Genomic DNA, 19,436 nt, shown 5'->3' on the forward strand with positions numbered 1-19,436 from the left:
AGCTGAACAAGAGAACGAGATGATTGACAAACTCAGCTGGATGACGATCTACCCCGAGGCGGTGCTGCTGGTCATGGCCTGCATCATCGCGCTGGTCGATCTGTCCACGACCAGCACGCACCGCACGCGCACCTACGTGCTGACGCTGCTCACGCTTGCCGTGGTGGCCTTTCTCACTGCGCTCCAGGCCACCGAGGGCAAGACCCACTACGGCTTCGCCGGCATGGTCGTGAGCGACCCGATGGGCAACTGGCTCAAGTGCTTCGCGACGCTGGCGCTGATGGTCACGCTGGTCTACGGCCGGCCCTATGCGGCCGACCGCGGCATGCTGAAGGGCGGCGAGATGTTCACGCTGAGCATGTTCGCCTTGCTCGGCATCTTCGTGATGATCTCGGGCAGCAATTTCCTCCTGATCTACCTCGGGCTCGAACTGCTCACGCTGTCGAGCTACGCGCTGGTCGCGCTGCGTCGCGACAACGCGGTGGCCAGCGAAGCCGCGATGAAGTACTTCGTGCTCGGCGCCATGGCCAGCGGCTTCCTGCTCTACGGCATGTCGATGATGTATGGCGCGACCGGTTCGCTCGACACCAACGAGGTGTTCAAGGCCATCGCGAGCCGCAAGGTCAACCACCAGGTGCTGGTTTTCGGGCTGGTGTTCATCGTCGCCGGCCTGGCCTTCAAGGTCGGCGCAGCGCCTTTCCACATGTGGGTGCCCGACGTCTACCAGGGCGCGCCGACCGCGGTCACGCTGATGATCGGCTCGGCGCCCGAGCTGGCGGCCTTCGCGATCATCATCCGCCTGCTGGTGGAAGGCCTGCTGCCGCTTGCGATCGACTGGCAGCAGATGCTCGCCTTGCTCGCCATCGCATCGCTTCTGGTCGGCAACCTGGCGGCCATCGCGCAGACCAACCTCAAGCGCATGCTGGCCTATTCGACCATCGCGCAGATGGGCTTCATGCTGCTGGGCCTGGTGGCGGGCGTGGTCAACAACAACACCTACAACGCGCAGTTCGCCTACAGCGCCTCGATGTTCTACATCGTGACCTACGTGCTGACCACGCTGGCGAGCTTCGGCATCATCCTGCTCTTGGCGCGCGAAGGCTTCGAGAGCGAGGAGATCACCGATCTCGCCGGCCTCAACCAGCGCAGCCCGCTCTATGCCGGCGTGATGGCGCTGGCCATGTTCTCGCTGGCCGGCATTCCGCCGCTGGTCGGCTTCTACGCCAAGCTGGCCGTGCTGCAGGCGCTGATCGCGTCGGGACAGGGCCTGTACATCGCGCTGGCGGTGTTCGCCGTCGTGATGTCGCTGATCGGCGCCTTCTATTACATCCGCGTGGTCAAGGTCATGTACTTCGATGCGCCGGTCACCGCGAGCACGGTGTCAGCGCCGCGCGACGTGCGCACGGTGCTGGCGATCAACGGCGCGCTGATCCTGATCCTCGGCATCGTGCCGGGGGGGCTCATGACGCTCTGCGCGCAGGCGATCGTGGCCACGCTGGCCAACTAGCAGGGCCCGCCCTAGGTGTCGCAGGGCGCATCGGTCTGGGTCGTGCTGCTGGTGGCGCTGGCGGCGGCCAATCTGCCCTTCGTCAACGAGCGGTTGTTCGGGCTGGTGCCGCTGTCGGCGCGCACCAAGTCGCTGGGCCTGCGACTGGCCGAACTCTTGCTTCTCTACTTCGTGGCCGGCGGCGTCGGCCTCCTGTTCGAACGCCGCGCGGGCCAGATCGCGCCGCAGGGTTGGGAGTTCTACGCCGTCACCGGCGCGCTTTTCGTCGTGCTGGCCTTTCCCGGCTTCACCTGGCGCTACCTGCTCAAGCATCGGAAATGACATGGACGACGCACATCTGAGGGAAGAGGGCACGAACAGCGAGCTGCTGTTCAAGGGCAATTTCCTGCACGCCAAGCGCGACACCGTGCGCCTGCCCGACGGCAAGAGCGCGACGCGCGAATACGTGATCCACCCGGGCGCGGTGGTGGTGGTGCCGCTGCTCGACGACGGCCGCGTCGTGCTCGAGCGGCAATACCGCTACCCGATCGGCCGCGTGATGACCGAATTCCCGGCCGGCAAGCTCGATGCCGGCGAAGACCCGCTTTTCTGCGGCCAGCGCGAGCTGATCGAGGAAACCGGCTACAGCGCGCGCGAATGGGCCCACGCCGGCGCCATGCACCTGGCGGTGGCGTACTCGACCGAGATCATCCACATCTACTTCGCGCGCGGCCTGTCGCTGGGCGACCGGCAGCTCGACCACGGCGAGTTCCTCGACGTCATCACCGCCACGCCGGACGAGCTGTTCGGCTGGTGCCGCGACGGCACCGTGTCCGACGCCAAGACGCTGACCTGCACGCTCTGGCTGCAAAACGTCCTGTCGGGCGCATGGGCGCTCGACTGGCAAACGCCCGCCGCACCCGCCGGCGCCTGATAATCCGCGCATGAAGGTCCTCAACCTCCAATGCGCCCACGGCCACGGCTTCGAGGGCTGGTTCGCGTCCAACGAGGCGTTCGAGACGCAGCTCGCCGGCGGCCTCGTGTCCTGCCCGATCTGTGCCGACACGGCCATCACCAAGCTGCTGGCCGCGCCGCGCCTGAACCTCGGCAGCCCCAAGCCGCCTGCCGAAGCGCCGAGCGCCCCTGCCGCCGAGAGCTCGCCTGAAGCACGCTGGATGCGTGCGGTGCGCGAGGTGATGGCCAAGACCGAAGACGTCGGCGAACGCTTCGCCGACGAGGCCCGCAAGATGCACTACGGCGAAGCCGAGGAGCGCGGCATCCGCGGTCAGGCCACGCGCGAGGAAGCGCAGACCCTGCTCGACGAAGGGATCGCGGTGTTTTCGCTGCCCATCCCGCCCGCCCTCAAAGAAACTCTGCAGTAAAGCTCTCCCCCAGGCTTGCCCACTTCGTGTGGCCGCCAACCCCCTCACCGGGGGCAACACCAGCGGCCCGGCAAAGCCGGTTCCGCGGTGTTCCTGGTATAGCGAATGCGAGTTGGCTGCCTGCCGGTGTGCCTACGAGGTGAACTGCAGCGCCGCGAGGCGCGCGTAGACGCCGTTCTGCGCGACCAGCGTCGCATGCGTTCCCTGTTCCACGATGCCGCCGTGGTCGAGCACCACGATGCGGTCGGCCTTCTGCACCGTCGCGAGCCGGTGGGCGATGACCAGCGTGGTGCGGCCCACCATCGCGGATTCGAGCGCGGCCTGCACCATGCGCTCGCTCTCGGCATCGAGCGCGCTGGTGGCTTCGTCGAGCAGGAGCAGCGGTGGGTTCTTGAGCATCGCGCGCGCGATCGCGATGCGCTGGCGCTGCCCGCCCGACAGGCGCACGCCGCGCTCGCCGAGGAAGGTGTCGTAGCCCTCGGGCAGCGCCTTCAGAAAACCGTCGGCAAAGGCGGCGCGCGCGGCGGCGTGGACTTCTTCGACGCTCGCATCGGGCCGGCCGTAGCGAATGTTTTCCAGCGCGCTGGCCGAGAAGATCACTGCGTCCTGCGGCACCAGCCCGATGCGCGTGCGCAGTTCGTCGAGTGACAGCTCTGCGAGCGAAGTGCCGTCGAGCGCGATGCGGCCCGATTGCGGGTCGTAGTAGCGCAAGAGCAGCTGGAACACCGTGCTCTTGCCCGCGCCGCTCGAGCCCACCAGCGCCACGGTTTCGCCCGGCGCCACCGCGAGGCTGAAGTCGCGCAGCGCCGGGGTGCCGGGCCGCGAGGGGTAGTGGAAGGTGACGCCCTCGAAGCTGACGGCGCTGCCGGCGGCGGGAACCACCGCCTTGGCCGGCTGGGCCGGCGAGACGATGACCGGCCTGGCGTGCAGCAGCTCCATCAGGCGCTCGGTGGCGCCGGCCGCGCGCAGCAGGTCGCCGTAGACCTCGCCCAGCACCGCGGCGGCACTGGCCAGGATGATCACGTAGACCACCGTCTGTCCGAGGTGGCCGGCCGTGATGTCGCCGCGCAGCACCGCCTGCGTGCCCTGGTACAAGCCCCACAGCAGCGCCGCCGAGGTCGCGATGATGATGAAGGCCACCAGCACCGAGCGCGCCTTCGTGCGGCGCACCGCGGTGCGGAAGGCGTTGTCGGTGGAGGCGTCGAAGCGGGCCGCTTCGCGCGCTTCGGCCGTGTAGCTCTGCACCACGGGAATCGCATTCAGCACCTCGGCCGCGATGGCGCTCGAATCGGCGACGCGGTCCTGGCTGGCCCGCGAAAGCCGGCGCACGCGGCGGCCGAACCACATGCTCGGCAGCACCACCAGCACCAGGATGCCGAGCACCTGCACCATCACATAGGGGTTGGTCCAGATCAGCATGGCCAGCGCGCCGCTGCCCATCACCGCGTTGCGCAATCCCATGCTGAGCGAGGAGCCGACGACGGTCTGCACCAGCGTCGTGTCGGCCGTCAGGCGCGACAGCACTTCGCCGGTCTGCGTGGTCTCGAAAAAGGCCGGGCTCTGGCGCAGCACATGGGCGTAGACCGCGTTGCGCAGGTCCGCCGTGACCCGCTCGCCGAGCCAGCTCACGGTGTAGAAGCGCGCCGCCGAGAAGATGCCGAGCGCCACGGCCACGGCGAACAGGGCAAGGAAATGCTCGCGCAGCGCCATGGCCTGGGCACCGCGGTCGGCGGCGATCAGGCCGCCATCGATCAGGCCGCGCAGGGCCAGCGGGAACACCAGCGTGGTCGCCGCCGCCAGGACCAGAAACACGGCAGCCAGCAGGATCTGGGTGCGGTAGGGGCGCAGAAAAGGGGTCAGCCCGGTCAGTGATTTGGGAGAGCCCTTGGCGAGCGAGGGCGAAGCGGGGGAAACCATGACTTCGATTCTAGCCAACGCTTGCCGCCTCAAAGGCAGCCTTGACAATAGTTGTCGCGACAACTAATATCGCGCCATGTCCGATTCCCCAAGCCCAGGAGCCGTACCGCCGGCCGCCGACTTCTACGAGCCGGAGAATTACCAAGCCGAGGAAAGCGTCGGCCACATGATGCGCCGCATCACGACCCTCGTGAGCCAGGCGGTCGCCAGCGACATGTGGGAACCGGGCGCGCCCACCTTTCCGCAATGGGCGCCGCTCTACAAGCTCCACCTGGGCCACGCCACCACCGTCGCGGAACTCGCGCGCGAGTGCCAGCTCGACACCGGTGCCATGACGCGCCTGCTCGACCGTCTCGAAGCCAAGGGCCTGTGCCGGCGCGTGCGCTCCGTTTCCGACCGGCGCGTGGTCAACATCGAACTGACCGACGAGGGCCGCGCCGCCGCCCGACAGGTACCCCATGTCCTATGCCGCGTGCAGAACGAGGCGCTTGCCGGCTTCACCCGTGAGGAGTGGGTGCAGCTCAAGGGCTATCTGCGCCGCATCCTCGACAACGCACAGGCCGTCGCGGCCCGTGGAGAAAAAGATGAATCCGCTTCTTCCTGAGTTCGCGCGCCGCCGCGCGATCGCCATGGCCGCTGCCTTGGCGGTCCTTGTTCTGGCCGGTTGCGCCGACATGGCGCACATCGATTCGCACGCGAAGCTGCGCGATGCCGATTCACTGGGGCTGGGGAGCGCGCAGGCCGCACCTGCCGTCGACAGCCAATGGTGGCTCGGCTTCGGCGATGCCCAGCTCAACGCCCTGGTCGGCCAGGCGCTGGAAGGCAATCCCAATCTGCAGGTCGCGCGTGCGCGCCTTGCCCGCGCACAGACCTCGACCGCCATCGCCGAGGCGGCCGGCAAACCGCAGATCGACGGCGAGCTCGATCTCACGCGGCAGAAGTTCAGCGGCAATTACATCTACCCGTCGCCGCTCGGCGGCTCGATCCAGGAGACCGGCACGCTGCAGCTCAATGCCAGCTGGGAGCTCGACTTCTTCGGCAAGAACCGCACCGCGATCGAGGCGGCCATCGGCAGCGCGAATGCCGCGGCCGCCGATGCCGACGCCGCCCGCGTCCTTTTGGCCAGCAACATCGCACGCGGCTATTTCCAGTGGGCCCGGCTGAACGACCAGCTGGCCGTGGCCAGGCGCACGCTGGCGCAGCGCGAAGAAACGCTGAAGCTGGTGCGCGACCGCGTCTCCGCCGGGCTCGACACGCGCCTCGAACTGCGCCAGAGCGAAGGCGGCCTGCCGCAGGCGCGCCAGCAGATCGAGTCCTTCCGCGAACAGATCGCGCTTGCGCAGCACGCGCTCGACGCGCTCGTCGCCAAGCCGAATGCGACGCAGGGCTTGGCCCCGCCTGCGCTCGGCGGCATCCGGCCGATCGCGCTGCAGCCCACGATCCCGGCCGACCTGCTGGGACGGCGCGCCGACATCGCGGCCGCGCGCTGGCGCGTCGAAGCCGCCACCAGCGATGTCGCGAACGCGAAGACGCAGTTCTATCCGAACATCAACCTCGTGGCCTTCGCCGGCTTCTCGAGCATCGGCTTCGACAACCTGGTCAAGTCCGGCAGCCAGCAGTGGGGCGTGGGCCCGGCCATCCGGCTGCCGATCTTCGAAGGCGGCCGGCTGCGCGCCAGCCTGCGCGGCAAGGCCGCCGATCTCGACGCCGCGATCGAGAGCTACAACGCCTCCGTGCTCGATGCGGTGCGCGACGTCGCCGACCAGGTCGCCAGCGCGCAATCGGTGACGCGCCAGCAGGCCGAGCAACGCGACGCGCAGAGCGCGGCCGAAGCCGCCTACGACATCGCCGTGCAGCGCTACGGCGCCGGCCTCGGCAACTACCTCAACGTGCTGACGGCAGAGACCTCCGTGCTCGCGCAGCGCCGCGAAGCGGTCGACCTCGCCGCGCGCGCCCTCGACACGCAGGTCGGCCTGGCCCGCGCGCTGGGCGGCGGCTGGCAGCCCGCCACTTCGACCACCGCTGCGGCCGGCACGACACCGACCCCGCATCCCTGAACACCGCGCGAAACCGAAAGACATTTCCATGGACAGCAAGGACAACACCGACACGACCGTCCCGGCCCAACCCGTCGCCGAGGCCGCGCCTTCCCGCAACAAGCGCCGCCGCGCGCTGACCGCACTCGCCTCGGTGGTGGTGCTGGCCGGCGCCGGCTGGGGCCTCTACGAATGGCTGGTCGCGAGCCACTATGAATCGACCGACAACGCCTACGTGCAGGGCAACGTGATCCAGATCACGCCGCAGATCGGCGGCACCGTGATGGCCATCATGGCCGACGACACCGACCTCGTGAAGGCCGGCCAGCCGCTGGTGCAGCTCGATCCGGCCGATGCGAAGGTCGCGCTCGACCAGGCCGAGGCCGCGCTCGCGCAGACGGTGCGCCAGGTGCGCACGCTGTACGCCAACAACGGCTCGCTGGCCGCGCAGGTCACGCTGCGCCAGTCCGACATCGTCAAGGCGCAGAGCGACATCGCGCGCGCCCAGGACGACCTGAAGCGCCGTCAGGCGCTCACGGGCAACGGCGCGGTGTCGAAGGAAGAACTCAACCACGCCGAGACGACGCTCGCCAACGCGAAGAGCGCGCTCGCGGCGGCGCAGGCCGGCGTGGTCTCAGCGCGCGAACAGCTCGCGAGCAACCAGTCGCTGACCGAAGGCACCAGCGTCGAGCAGCACCCGAGCGTGCTGGCCGCCGCCGCCAAGGTGCGCGAGGCCTATCTCGCGACACAGCGCGTCGCGATGCCGGCACCGGTCGAAGGCTACGTGGCCAAGCGCACCGTGCAGCTCGGCCAGCGCGTCGCGGCCGGCACGCCGATGATGTCGATCGTGCCGCTGAACCAGGTGTGGGTCGACGCCAATTTCAAGGAAGTGCAGCTGCGCAGCATCCGCCTCGACCAGCCGGTGAAGCTCACGGCCGACGTGTACGGCAAGAAGGTCGAATACACCGGCCGCGTCGCCGGCCTCGGCGTCGGCACCGGTGCCGCCTTCGCGCTGCTGCCGGCGCAGAACGCCACCGGCAACTGGATCAAGGTGGTGCAGCGGGTGCCGGTGCGCATCGCGCTCGACCCCGAGCAGCTCAAGGCCAATCCGCTGCGCGTGGGCCTCTCGATGGATGCCGAGATCGACGTCACGCAGAAGGGCGGCAAGATGCTCGCAGACGCGCCGCGCGCCAGCGCGCTGAGCCAGACACAGGTCTACAGCCGGCTCGACCAGGGCGCCGACGCCGAAGTGCAGCGCATCATCGCGGCCAACATGGGCCGCGGCGCAGCGCTCGCGAGCACGGCGCGGCCCGCGGGCAGTGCCGCCTCTGCGGCGGGTGCATCGCCCTCGCACGTCAACCCGATCTGATTCGACGGCTTGCGCACGATGGCGACCGCTTCGGCTCTTCCCGCACCCCTGCCGCCGCTCGAGGGCTCCGCCCGGCTGTGGGGCACGATCGCGCTCTCGGCCGCGACCTTCATGAACGTGCTCGACACCTCGATCGCCAACGTCTCGCTGCCGGCCATCTCCGGCGACCTCGGCGTCAGTTCGACGCAGGGCACCTGGGTCATCACCAGCTTCGCGGTGGCCAACGCCATCGCGGTGCCGCTCACCGGCTGGCTCACGCAGCGCTTCGGCCAGGTGCGCCTGTTCATGGCCAGCGTGCTGCTGTTCATCATCAGCTCCTGGCTCTGCGGGTTGGCGCCCAACATGACGACGCTGATCGCGTTCCGCGCGCTGCAGGGCTTCGTCGCCGGGCCGATGATCCCGCTGTCGCAGACGCTGCTGCTGTCGAGTTACCCGAAGGCCAAGGCCGGCCTCGCGATGGCGATGTGGTCGATGACCACGCTGGTCGCGCCCGTAATGGGGCCGCTGCTTGGCGGCTGGATCACCGACAACATCTCCTGGCCCTGGATCTTCTACATCAACATCCCGGTGGGCCTGCTTGCCGCCGGCATCACCTGGGGCATCTACCGCAAGCGCGAGAGCACTACGCGCAAGGTGCCGATCGACGCCATCGGCCTGGCGCTCCTCGTGCTGTGGGTGGGTTCGCTGCAGCTGATGCTTGACAAGGGCAAGGAACTGGACTGGTTCCATTCGGCCGAGATCGTGACGATGGCGGTGGTGGCGGTGGTCGGCTTCGCCTTCTTCCTGGTCTGGGAGCTGACCGACAAGCACCCGGTGGTCGACCTCTCGCTCTTCAAGCGCCGCAACTTCTGGTCGGGCGCGCTGGCGACGGCGGTGGCCTACGGCCTGTTCTTCGGCAACGTCGTGATCCTGCCGTTGTGGCTGCAGCAGTACATGGGCTACACGGCGACGCAGGCCGGCATGATCATGGCGCCGGTGGGCCTGCTCGCGATCGTGTTCTCGCCGATCGTCGGCCTCACGGTCAGCAAGATCGATCCGCGCCGCTACGCCACCTTCTCCTTCCTGGTGTTCGCGCTGGTGCTGTGGATGCGCTCCAACTTCAACACCCAGGCCGACTTCTGGACCATCATGATCCCGACCGTGATCCAGGGCGTGGCGATGGCCTTCTTCTTCATTCCGCTGGTGACGATCACGCTGTCGGGCCTCGCGCCCGATCGCATCGCGGCGGCTTCGGGGCTGTCGAACTTCGCGCGCATCACCGCGGGCGCCATGGGAACCTCCATCGCCACCACGGTGTGGGAGAACCGCGCCGCGCTGCATCACGCGCAGCTGGTCGAGTCGGTCAACCAGGGCAATGCGGCCGCGAGCAGCGCGATGGCCGGGCTCGGCAGCAGCGGCTTCAGCGCCGACCAGGTGCTGGCGCAGCTCAACCGCATCGTGGACCAGCAGTCCTTCATGCTGGCCGCGAATGATGTGTTCTATGCATCGGCCGTGCTGTTCCTGCTGCTGATTCCCTTCGTCTGGCTGGCGAAGCCGACGCGCGCTGCGGGTGCCTCCGATGCAGCCGCCGGCGCCCACTGACGCTCTCTTCCAACCAGCTGACGCTGGTTGCAGTGCAGCATAGGCATTTGCCCCAGTAGGCAAGTTTGGTTACCGCTGCAAACAATGCGGTCCGCGCAACCATGGTGGTGCGCTCAGATGGACCGCATGACTGATCTTTCCTGCCAGCACACGGGCGACCGCGCGAGATGAGCGACATCATTCTCGAAACACGCCAGCTCACCAAGGAATTCAAGGGCTTCACCGCGGTCAGCAAGGTCGATCTCTCGGTCGTACGCGGATCGATCCATGCCTTGATCGGCCCCAACGGCGCCGGCAAGACGACCTGCTTCAACCTGCTGACCAAGTTCCTCGAGCCCACTTCGGGAACCATCCTGTTCAACGGGATGGACATCACGAACGAGCGCCCGGCGCAGATTGCGCGGCGCGGCATCATCCGCTCGTTCCAGATCTCGGCGGTGTTCCCGCACCTGACCCTGCTCGAGAACGTGCGCCTGGGCCTGCAGCGCGCGCTCGGCACTTCCTACCACTTCTGGAAGAGCGAGAAATCGCTGAAGCCCCTCGATGAGCGCGCCCGCGCGCTCTTGGCCGAGGTGGGGCTGGAAGAACTCGCCGACGAGCAGACCGTGAACCTGCCCTACGGCCGCAAGCGCGCGCTCGAGATCGCGACCACGCTTGCGATGGAGCCCGAGCTGATGCTGCTCGACGAGCCCACGCAGGGCATGGGCCACGAAGATGTGCACCGCGTGGCCGAACTCATCAAGCGCGTGTCGGCCGGCCGCACCATCCTGATGGTGGAGCACAACATGAGCGTGGTCTCGACCATCGCCGACACCATCACGGTGCTGCAGCGCGGCGCCGTGCTGGCCGAGGGGCCGTATGCCGAAGTCTCGAAGAATCCGCAGGTGATGGAAGCCTATATGGGCACCACCGACGGCCAATTGCAAGGAGCGCATTGAATGGCCGTTCCTGCACTCGAAATCAAGGACCTCCACGCCTGGTACGGCGAGTCGCATGTGCTGCATGGCGTCGACATGGTGGTGCAGCCCGGCGAGGTGGTCACGCTCCTGGGCCGCAACGGTGCGGGGCGCACCACCACGATGCGGGCCGTTCTGGGCCTCACCGGCGCGCGCAAGGGCAGCATCAAGGTCGACGGCGTTGAAACCATCGGCATGCCCACGCACCGCATCGCGCACCACGGCATCGGCTACTGCCCGGAAGAGCGCGGCATCTTCGCAAGCCTGTCGGCCGAGGAAAACCTGCTGCTGCCGCCCGTGCTGAAGGGCGCAGGGCAGGGCATGTCGGTGGACGAGATCTACGCAATGTTCCCCAACCTGGCCGAGCGCCGCAACAGCCAGGGCACGCGCCTGTCGGGCGGCGAGCAGCAGATGCTGGCGGTCGCGCGTATCCTGCGTACCGGCGCCAAGCTGCTTCTGCTCGACGAGATATCCGAAGGCCTGGCGCCCGTGATCGTGCAGGCGCTGGCCCGCATGATCCACATGCTGCGCGGCAAGGGCTACACCGTGGTCATGGTGGAGCAGAACTTCCGCTTCGCGGCGCCGCTGGCCGACCGTTTCTACGTGATGGAGCACGGTCGCATCGTCGAGAAGTTCGGCGCAGCCGAACTCGAAGCCAAGATGCCGGTGCTCCATGAACTGCTCGGCGTCTGATCATTTTTCTGAAGGAGTCAACATGAAAACGCAACTCACCGCACTCGCGCTGGCCATCGGCGCACTGGCCCTTGCTTCCGGCGCACAGGCGCAGGACAAGGTCACGATCGGGTTCGTGACCGACATGTCGAGCCTGTACGCCGATCTGGAAGGCAAGGGGGGCGCCACGGCGATCCAGATGGCAATCGACGACTTCGGCGGCAAGGCGCTCGGGAAGCCGATCGAACTGCTCTCGGCCGACCATCAGAACAAGGCTGACATCGCCGCCTCCAAGGCGCGCGAGTGGATCGACACGGCCGGCGCCAGCATGATCTTCGGCGGCACCAATTCCGGCGCGATGCTTGCGATAGCCAAGGTGGCGCAGGAGAAGAAGCGCGTGTTCTTCACCAATGGCGCGGCCAGCTCGGCGCTCACCAACGAGCAGTGCACCCCGTACACCGTGCACTACGCCTACGACACCGTGGCGCTGGCCAGGGGCACTGGCGGCGCGGTGGTCGATACCGGCGGCAAGACTTGGTTCTTCCTGACCGCCGACTACGCCTTCGGCCATGCGCTCGAAGCCGACACCGCCAAGGTGGTGAAGGAAAAGGGCGGCACGGTGGTCGGCGCGGTGCGCCATCCAACCAACGCCTCGGACTTCTCGTCCTTCCTGCTGCAGGCGCAAAACTCCAAGGCGCAGATCCTGGGTCTGGCCAACGCCGGCGGCGACACCATCAACTCGATCAAGGCCGCCAAGGAATTCGGCATCGGCAAGACCATGAAGACGGCGGGCCTGCTGGTGTTCCTGACTGACATACACAGCCTTGGCGTGAAGAACACGGAAGGCCTGCTCCACACGACCAGCTGGTATTGGGACCTGAACGACGACACGCGCAAGTTCGCGGCCCGCTACTTCGAAAAGACCAAGCGCATGCCCACCGACATCCAGGCGGCCGACTACTCGGCTACCACGACCTACCTCAAGGCGGTCGAGGCAGCCAAGTCGACGGATGCCGACAAGGTGATGGAACAGCTCAAGAAGCTGCCCATCAACGACTTCTATGCCAAGGGCACCATCCGCGCCGATGGCCGCATGGTGCACGACATGTACCTGGTGGCGGTCAAGTCGCCGGCCGAGTCGAAGAAGCCCTGGGACTACTTGAAGGTGGTCAAGACGATGCCGGGCGACCAGGTCTTCACGACAAAAGCCGAGAGCAAGTGCTCCCTCTGGAAATAAGCTGACTCACTGATCTCGTTCATCGCCTTCCCGTATGCAAATTTCACTGCCTGCCCTGCTGAGCCAGCTCCTTCTCGGGTTGGTCAACGGATCGTTCTACGCGATCCTGAGCCTTGGGCTCGCAGTGATCTTCGGCCTGCTCAATGTGATCAACTTCGCGCACGGCGCGCTGTTCATGCTGGGCGCCGTGCTGACCTGGATGGCGATGAACTACTTCAACGTCAACTACTGGGTGATGCTGGTCGCGGCACCGATCATCGTCGGCCTGTTCGGCGTGCTGATCGAGCGGCTGCTGCTGCGCTGGATCTACAAGCTCGATCATCTCTACGGTCTCCTGCTCACGCTCGGCCTCACGCTGCTGATCGAAGGCGTGTTCCGCTCGGTCTACGGCGTCTCGGGCCTGGGCTACGACGCGCCCGATGCGCTGTCGAGCGCCACCGATCTCGGCTTCATGGTGCTGCCCAACTACCGTGCCTGGGTGGTGGCGGCCTCGCTCGTGGTCTGCTTCGCGACCTGGTTCGTGATCGAGAAGACGCGGCTGGGCGCCTACCTGCGCGCAGGCACCGAGAACCCGCGCCTGGTCGAGGCCTTCGGCGTCAACGTGCCGCTGATGATCACGCTGACCTATGGCTTTGGCGTCGCGCTCGCGGCCTTCGCGGGCGTGCTGGCGGCGCCGGTGATCCAGGTCTCGCCGCTGATGGGGCAGAACCTCATCATCGTGGTGTTCGCGGTGGTCGTGATCGGCGGCATGGGCTCGATCATGGGAGCCATCTTGACCGGGCTCGGCCTCGGCGTGATCGAGGGCCTGACCAAGGTCTTCTATCCCGAGGCATCCTCCACCGTCGTGTTCGTGATCATGGTCATCGTGCTGCTCATCCGGCCGGCCGGCCTGTTCGGAAAAGAAAAATAAGACGCGAGCCGCATGAAAAAGCTATCCCTCGTCATCTACCTGCTGCTGCTCGTCGCGCTGATCGTGGCGCCCTTCGCCGGCGCCTACCCGGTGTTCGTGATGAAGCTCATGTGCTTCGCACTGTTCGCCTCGGCTTTCAATCTGCTGCTCGGCTACACCGGGCTCCTGTCTTTCGGCCACGCGGCCTTCCTCGGCGGCTCGGCCTACGTGGCGGGGCAGGTGATGAAGGTCTGGGGCCTGACGCCCGAACTGGGCCTCATCGCCGGCACGCTCACTGGCGCCTTGCTGGGCTGGCTGTTCGGCGTGCTGGCGATCCGCCGTCAAGGAATCTACTTCGCGATGATCACGCTGGCGCTGGCGCAGATGATGTTCTTCGTCGCGCTGCAGGCCAAGTTCACCGGCGGCGAGGACGGCCTGCAGGGCGTGCCGCGCGGCCGGCTCTTCGGCCTGCTCGATCTGCAGAACGACCTCACCATGTACTACGTGGCCCTGGCGATCGTGGTCGCCGCCTTCCTGCTGATCGTGCGCACCATCCATTCGCCCTTCGGTCAGGTGCTGAAGGGCATCAAGGAAAACGAGGCACGCGCGCTCTCACTGGGCTACGACGTAAGCCGCTTCAAGCTGCTGGCCTTCGTGATCTCGGCGGCGCTCTCGGGCCTGGCCGGTTCGCTCAAGACCCTGGTGCTGGGCTTCGCCACCTTGTCCGACGTGCACTGGACCGCGTCGGGTCAAGTCATCCTGATGACGCTGGTGGGCGGCCTGGGCACGCTCTCCGGCCCGCTGGTCGGCTCGGCCGTGGTGGTGCTGCTCGAGAACAAGATCGGCGAGTTCGGCAACCTGCTCGCGCGCATCACCACCATCGACTGGTTCAACACCCTCGGCGAGTCGGTCACCATGGTCACCGGCCTGATCTTCGTGATCTGCGTGCTGGCCTTCCGGCGCGGCATCATGGGCGAGATCATCGCCTTCGTCGAGCGGCAGCGCGGGCCGCGCGCCTAGCCATGTGGCAGCCCGCTGAACGTTACCCCGACCCCGCCGTCGAAATCCTCGACCCGCGCTTCGCGAAGTACCGCATCACCAGCGCCGCCGTCGAGCGGCTGGCGACCGGCTTCCGCTGGGCCGAAGGACCGGTGTGGTTCGGCGACGGCCGCTACCTGCTGTGGAGCGACATTCCCAACAACCGCGTGATGCGCTGGGACGAGGAGACCGGTGCGGTCAGCGCGTTCCGCAAGCCCTCGAACTTCGCCAACGGCCACACGCGCGATCGCCAGGGGCGACTCGTCAGCTGCGAGCACGGCACGCGGCGCGTGACGCGCACCGAGTACGACGGCAGCATCACCGTGATCGTCGACCGCTTCGAGGGCAAGCGGCTCAATTCGCCCAACGACATCGTCGTCAAGTCGGACGATTCGATCTGGTTCACCGATCCGCCCTTCGGCATCCTCGGCCACTACGAAGGCCATGCGGCCGAGGCCGAGCTGCCCACCAACGTCTACCGCGTCGACGGCCGCACCGGCGAGGCCACGGTAGTTTGCGGCGACGTCAACCGGCCCAACGGCCTGTGCTTCTCGCCCGACGAGCGCCGGCTCTATGTGGTGGAGTCGGGCACCTTGCCGCGCCGCATCCGCGTGTTCGACTTGAGCGATGACGGCCGCCGGCTCCAGAACGACCGCGTGTTCCTGCAGACCGAGATGGAGGGCTCGCCCGATGGCTTCCGCTGCGACGTCGACGGCAACCTGTGGGCCGGCTGGGGCACCGGCGAGGGCCGCGACGGCGTGATGGTGTTCGCGCCCGACGCCACGCCGATCGGCCGCATCGCATTGCCCGAGCGCTGCGCCAACCTGTGCTTCGGCGGCATCGCGCGCAACCGGCTCTTCATGGCGGCGAGCCAGTCGCTCTATGCGCTCTACGTCAACACGCAGGGTGCGCGCGGCGGTTGAGGCGCCTCACATGCCTCACATGCGAAGGGCCTGCGCGTAGCCGGTCATCTCCAGATAGCCGCGGCCGACGCGCCGCCCGCCGTCGTCCTGCAGATCGCTCAGGCCTTCCCAGTAGACGGCGCCGGTCGAACCCCGGCTGTCGAGCTCCTGATCGTCGAGCAGTGCCTGCACCCTGAAGACGCCGGCCGGCGTCTGGATGCGCCATCGGGTCGGGTAGGCCGCGCGCGTGCGCGGGCTGGTCCAGGTGCTTTCGGCGTCGAAGCGCAGTTCGTCGTGGCCGAACACGCGCAGCGTTCCGTCGGCGCTGCGCAGCGACCCGCCGAACCACAGGGCTGTGCCGTCGCGCCGGCGTATGCGAAAGGCCATCAGTGCGCCGCCGTCGTCGAGGTTCATGCCGATCCAGTCCCAGCCGGCCGCATCGGGATGCAGGTAGGCTTCGCTCCACTCGTGATCGAGCCATGCCTTGCCCTGTACGTCGAAGCCGCGGCCTTGCAAGGTGAGGCGGCCCTGCGTCGCGAGCTGCGGCTCGCTGTAGTAGTAGCTGGCCTGCTCGGCATCGGGGCCCTTGCGCGAGAGGCCGTCCTTGCCTTGCAGCAGCACCGGCTGGGTGGCCGAAAAACGCAGGTCGAGCCCGAAGCCCTCGGCCGGCAACTTGGCCGTGTAGCCCTCGGCATCGCGCTTCAGCGTCCAGTTGCGCAGCCGGACGTCGGTGCCCTCTTCGGCGGCCGACGCCACGCCGAAGCCCGCACGCGCGATGCGCTCGTCGTGCCAGAGCTTGCGGCCTTCAAGATCGGTGAGTGCCGCATGCGCAAAGATCAGCTGACGCGCCGCGAAGTCCGAGCGCATCGCCTGCGTCGCAACGACCCGCGAGCGGAAGAAGGTGAGCTGGAAGCCGAAGTCGCGTGCCCCGGCCTGCGCATGGCCGGTGATGTACCACCACTCGGTGCGCAGATCCGAATGGCTGCCGAAGTCCCGTGGAAACTGCAGCATGCGCGGCGGCAGCGCCCATGCCGCCGGCGCCGCGAGTGCCGACAGAAGCACTGTACGGCGCGACAGCATGCTCAACTCGCCAGCAGTGCGTTGACGCGCTGCTGCGCCGCGCTGCAATCGCCGAAGGCATTCGCCACCCACGCCGCATCGTGGTAGCTCGGCAGGTAGCGCTCGCCCGCATCGCACAAGAGCGACAGGATCGAGCCTTGCCGCCTCGCCGCGCGCATCTCGCCGGCCAGCGCCAGCATGCCGATGAAGTTGGTGCCGGTCGACGGGCCGACCTTGCGGCCCAGCAGCGCCGAGAGCGCGCGCATCGCGGCGATCGAGTCGGTGTTCGGCACCTCGATCATGCGGTCCACCAGCGAAGGGATGAAGCTGGCTTCCACGCGCGGCCGTCCGATGCCCTCGATGCGCGAGCCCGGCGCCGTCAGCGTCGCGTCGCCGGTGCGGTGGTAGGCCGCGAACACCGAGCCCTCGGGATCGGCCACGCAGACCTGCGTGTCGTGGCAGCGGTAGCGCACATAGCGCCCGATGGTCGCGCTGGTGCCGCCGGTGCCGGCGCCGACCACGATCCAGGCCGGCACCGGGTGCCGCTCGTGCGCCATCTGCTGGAACATGCTCTCGGCGATGTTGTTGTTGCCGCGCCAGTCCGTCGCGCGTTCGGCGTAGGTGAACTGGTCCATGTAGTGGCCGCCCGCGCGCTCGGCAAGCGTTCGGGCTTCGTCGTAGACCTCGGCCGCGTGGTCGACGAAATGGCACTGGCCGCCGTAGAAGGCGATCTGTGCGATCTTCTCGGGCGAGGTGCTCTTCGGCATCACGGCGATGAAGGGCAGACCCAGCAGTCGTGCGAAGTAGGCCTCGCTCACCGCGGTCGACCCGCTCGAGGCCTCGACGACCGTGGTGCGCTCGCCGATCCAACCGTTGCACAGCGCGTAAAGGAAGAGCGAACGCGCCAGCCGGTGCTTGAGGCTGCCGGTCGGGTGCGTCGATTCGTCCTTGAGGTAGAGGTCGATGCCGTGCGCGGCGAAGGCCGGCAGCGGCAGGGGGATCAGGTGCGTGTCGGCGCTGCGCTGGTAGTCGGCCTCGATGCGGCGGATCGCGCTGCCGAGCCAGAGGCTGTCGGGAGGGGAGGCATGGGTCACGCCGACGAGTCTACAAGCCCTGTGCGCTCAACCGAAGGTGAACGCGTAGGCCTGCGCGCCGGCGTCGAGGAATTCGATCTCAAACAGGCGGTCGTTGCCGGGCGACGCCTGGCGGACGAGCTGGTAGAGCCGCTGCCCGTCGATCGTTCCGTTGCCCTGGGCGTCGATGTCGAAGCCGTGGTCCGTGAGCGGCGGCTTGCCGTCCACCAGCACCTTGAAGCGCACCGGTTTGCCGTCGGCCGAGGGACCGAGCACCAGGTGCAGGTCGCGCGCATGGAAGCGCAAGGCGATGCGGCCGTTGGCGCGGTTCGCGACTACGCGCTCGCGTCCCACCGTCCAGTCGCCGGAGAGCGCCCAATGGTTCGTTCGCAGCGAAGCGGCGGCCTGGTAGGCGTTCGCGCGATCATTCGCGATGCCTCCCGGCGAAGCGAAGCCGTGCGTGCGTTCGTAGCCCAGATAGGTTTCTCCGGACAACGCGGGTGAAGCGCCCGGCGCGGCCTGGACGCCTTCGCCCTGCGGCGCGACCAGCCCGGCCGGAACATGGCTTCGCCCAGCCTCGGCCAGCAGTTGCTGGATGATTCGTTCCAATTTCTCGTACCGGTTCTCTCCGAACTGGTGATGGCGGATGCGCCCCTCTGCATCGATGAAATAAAAGGCGGGCCAGGCCTGGTTGTCGAAGCCGCGCCAGATGGCGAAGTCGTTGTCGATGGCGACCGGAAAGTCGATGCGAAGGTCCTTCGCCGCCCGGCGCACGTTGCCCGGGCGCTTCTCGAACGCGAACTCGGGCGCATGCACGCCGATGACCACCAGGCCCGCATCCTTGTACTTCTCCGACCATGCGCGAAGGTAGGGCAGGGTGCGCAGGCAGTTGATGCACGAGTAGGTCCAGAAGTCGACCAGCACCACCTTGCCGCGCAGGTCTTCGGTCGTCAGCGGGGCGGAGTTGATCCACTCGGTCGCGCCAGCCAGTGAAGGAAAGACGCCCTCGATTCCGAGCGTTCGCGCGGGTGCCGGTTCGCGGGCGGCTGCCGTCGGGATCAGCCCGGTCTCCTCGGGACGGAGGCTCGTATCGGCGGGCTGCGGCTTCTGGCGCTCGATCTTCTCGACGAGCGCCTGCTCCAGTGCCGACGTGGTGCCGACCGAGAGCCGGGTGAGCAAGCCAGTGTCCAGGCCCAGTGCGATGGCGGTGACACCCACCAGAACTGCCGCACCGGCGCCACGCCGGATCCACTCGCCCGTGTGGAGCGATCCCTTCAAGGCCGCGAACACGCGCCCGCCGAACAGCAGCGCTGCCGCCAGCGAGGTGCACGCGCCGGCCGCATAGGCCAAAAGCAACAGCGAGGTGCCGACGCTGGCGCCATTGAGTGCTGCGCCTGTCAGGATCAAGCCGAGGATCGGACCCGCGCAGGGCGCCCAGAGCAGGCCCGTGCCCACGCCCAGCAGGAGCGGCGAAAAAACGGAAGGCCGCGCGGAAGTCCCATCCGCCTGGGAGTCGGACAGCCGGATGCCGAGCGCGACGAGCGGCCTGCTCAGACGGTCGGCCACGGTCGGGAACAGCAGCGTGACGCCGAACACCGCAAGCAGCGCGATCGCGGCGTAGCGCCCGTACTCGTTGAGCTCGACCACCCAGCCGCCGCCCACCGCGGCCAGCGTGGCGATGGCGGCAAAGGCCAGCGCCATGCCGAAGAGAAGGGGCAGGCCGTGCGATCGGAACGGCCGGTCGGCGCGCGCGAACACGAAAGGGAGCACCGGCAGGATGCACGGGCTCAGGATGGTGAGCACGCCGCCCAGGTAGGCCACGATCAGAACGAACATGAT

18 protein-coding genes are annotated in these 19,436 nt (G+C 67.6%); 14 read left to right on the top strand and 4 right to left on the bottom strand.

Features of this window, described 5'->3' with window-relative positions; all coding sequences use genetic code 11:
- The first annotated feature begins 19 nt into the window (after positions 1-19).
- The 4 genes from nuoN to BLS74_RS01770 are packed head-to-tail and all read left to right on the top strand — an operon-like array spanning position 20 to position 2,868.
- Positions 20-1,507 (top strand): NADH-quinone oxidoreductase subunit NuoN, encoded by a 1,488-nt coding sequence (nuoN, locus tag BLS74_RS01755; RefSeq protein WP_093102440.1) that lies wholly within the window; start codon positions 20-22, stop codon positions 1,505-1,507.
- 15 nt (positions 1,508-1,522) lie between these two features.
- Positions 1,523-1,828, top strand: coding sequence for a DUF2818 family protein (locus BLS74_RS01760; protein WP_093102441.1), 306 nt, complete (start codon positions 1,523-1,525; stop codon positions 1,826-1,828).
- Between the two features lies 1 nt (position 1,829).
- Positions 1,830-2,420, top strand: coding sequence for an NUDIX domain-containing protein (locus BLS74_RS01765; protein ID WP_093102443.1), 591 nt, complete (start codon positions 1,830-1,832; stop codon positions 2,418-2,420).
- A 10-nt stretch (positions 2,421-2,430) separates the two neighbouring features.
- A complete protein-coding gene (locus tag BLS74_RS01770; RefSeq protein WP_093102444.1) occupies positions 2,431-2,868 on the top strand; it encodes a DUF1178 family protein in 438 nt (145 codons plus the stop codon).
- A 132-nt stretch (positions 2,869-3,000) separates the two neighbouring features.
- Here BLS74_RS01770 and BLS74_RS01775 read toward each other — a convergent pair whose 3' ends face one another.
- A complete protein-coding gene (locus BLS74_RS01775) occupies positions 3,001-4,785 on the bottom strand; it encodes an ABC transporter transmembrane domain-containing protein (protein ID WP_093102446.1) in 1,785 nt (594 codons plus the stop codon).
- 76 nt (positions 4,786-4,861) lie between these two features.
- On the opposite strand from BLS74_RS01775, the gene BLS74_RS01780 reads away from it, so the two are divergent.
- The 10 genes from BLS74_RS01780 (at position 4,862) to BLS74_RS01825 (ending at position 15,486) form a co-directional block, all read left to right on the top strand.
- On the top strand, positions 4,862-5,389 hold the full coding sequence (locus BLS74_RS01780) for a MarR family winged helix-turn-helix transcriptional regulator (protein ID WP_093102447.1): 528 nt from the start codon (positions 4,862-4,864) through the stop codon (positions 5,387-5,389).
- Positions 5,370-6,842 carry an efflux transporter outer membrane subunit gene (locus BLS74_RS01785; RefSeq protein WP_093102449.1) on the top strand — a complete coding sequence of 491 codons (1,473 nt, stop codon included), beginning with the start codon at positions 5,370-5,372 and terminating at the stop codon, positions 6,840-6,842. The genes BLS74_RS01780 and BLS74_RS01785 overlap by 20 nt, the downstream gene beginning before the upstream one ends.
- Positions 6,843-6,870: 28 nt before the next feature.
- Entirely contained in the window at positions 6,871-8,190 is a 1,320-nt protein-coding gene (locus BLS74_RS01790; RefSeq protein ID WP_093102451.1) for an HlyD/EmrA/EmrK family protein, read from the top strand.
- An 18-nt stretch (positions 8,191-8,208) separates the two neighbouring features.
- Positions 8,209-9,771 (top strand): DHA2 family efflux MFS transporter permease subunit, encoded by a 1,563-nt coding sequence (locus tag BLS74_RS01795; RefSeq protein ID WP_093102453.1) that lies wholly within the window; start codon positions 8,209-8,211, stop codon positions 9,769-9,771.
- Between the two features lie 167 nt (positions 9,772-9,938).
- Positions 9,939-10,709 carry an ABC transporter ATP-binding protein gene (locus BLS74_RS01800; RefSeq protein WP_093102454.1) on the top strand — a complete coding sequence of 257 codons (771 nt, stop codon included), beginning with the start codon at positions 9,939-9,941 and terminating at the stop codon, positions 10,707-10,709.
- Complete coding sequence (locus tag BLS74_RS01805) at positions 10,710-11,420, top strand: ABC transporter ATP-binding protein (RefSeq protein ID WP_093102456.1); 711 nt, start codon at positions 10,710-10,712, stop codon at positions 11,418-11,420. It begins immediately after the preceding gene.
- A gap of 22 nt (positions 11,421-11,442) precedes the next feature.
- Positions 11,443-12,636 (top strand): ABC transporter substrate-binding protein, encoded by a 1,194-nt coding sequence (locus BLS74_RS01810; RefSeq protein ID WP_093102457.1) that lies wholly within the window; start codon positions 11,443-11,445, stop codon positions 12,634-12,636.
- A gap of 34 nt (positions 12,637-12,670) precedes the next feature.
- A complete protein-coding gene (locus BLS74_RS01815; protein WP_093102459.1) occupies positions 12,671-13,546 on the top strand; it encodes a branched-chain amino acid ABC transporter permease in 876 nt (291 codons plus the stop codon).
- 12 nt (positions 13,547-13,558) lie between these two features.
- Complete coding sequence (locus BLS74_RS01820) at positions 13,559-14,545, top strand: branched-chain amino acid ABC transporter permease (RefSeq protein ID WP_093102461.1); 987 nt, start codon at positions 13,559-13,561, stop codon at positions 14,543-14,545.
- Between the two features lie 2 nt (positions 14,546-14,547).
- Entirely contained in the window at positions 14,548-15,486 is a 939-nt protein-coding gene (locus BLS74_RS01825; RefSeq protein ID WP_093102462.1) for an SMP-30/gluconolactonase/LRE family protein, read from the top strand.
- A gap of 15 nt (positions 15,487-15,501) precedes the next feature.
- Here the strand turns inward: BLS74_RS01825 and BLS74_RS01830 are convergent, their stop codons facing one another.
- From BLS74_RS01830 to BLS74_RS01840, 3 genes are read right to left on the bottom strand one after another with little or no spacing between them, the layout of a single operon-like run.
- Complete coding sequence (locus BLS74_RS01830; RefSeq protein ID WP_093102464.1) at positions 15,502-16,545, bottom strand: lipocalin-like domain-containing protein; 1,044 nt, start codon at positions 16,543-16,545, stop codon at positions 15,502-15,504.
- A gap of 2 nt (positions 16,546-16,547) precedes the next feature.
- A complete protein-coding gene (locus BLS74_RS01835; RefSeq protein WP_093102466.1) occupies positions 16,548-17,618 on the bottom strand; it encodes a PLP-dependent cysteine synthase family protein in 1,071 nt (356 codons plus the stop codon).
- Between the two features lie 27 nt (positions 17,619-17,645).
- Positions 17,646-19,433, bottom strand: a complete 1,788-nt coding sequence (locus BLS74_RS01840; protein ID WP_093102467.1) for a cytochrome c biogenesis protein DipZ — start codon at positions 19,431-19,433, stop codon at positions 17,646-17,648.
- Positions 19,434-19,436 lie beyond the last annotated feature (3 nt).

Origin of the sequence: Variovorax sp. CF079 (assembly GCF_900101545.1) — a bacterium.
In the GTDB taxonomy this organism is placed as follows: domain Bacteria; phylum Pseudomonadota; class Gammaproteobacteria; order Burkholderiales; family Burkholderiaceae_C; genus Variovorax.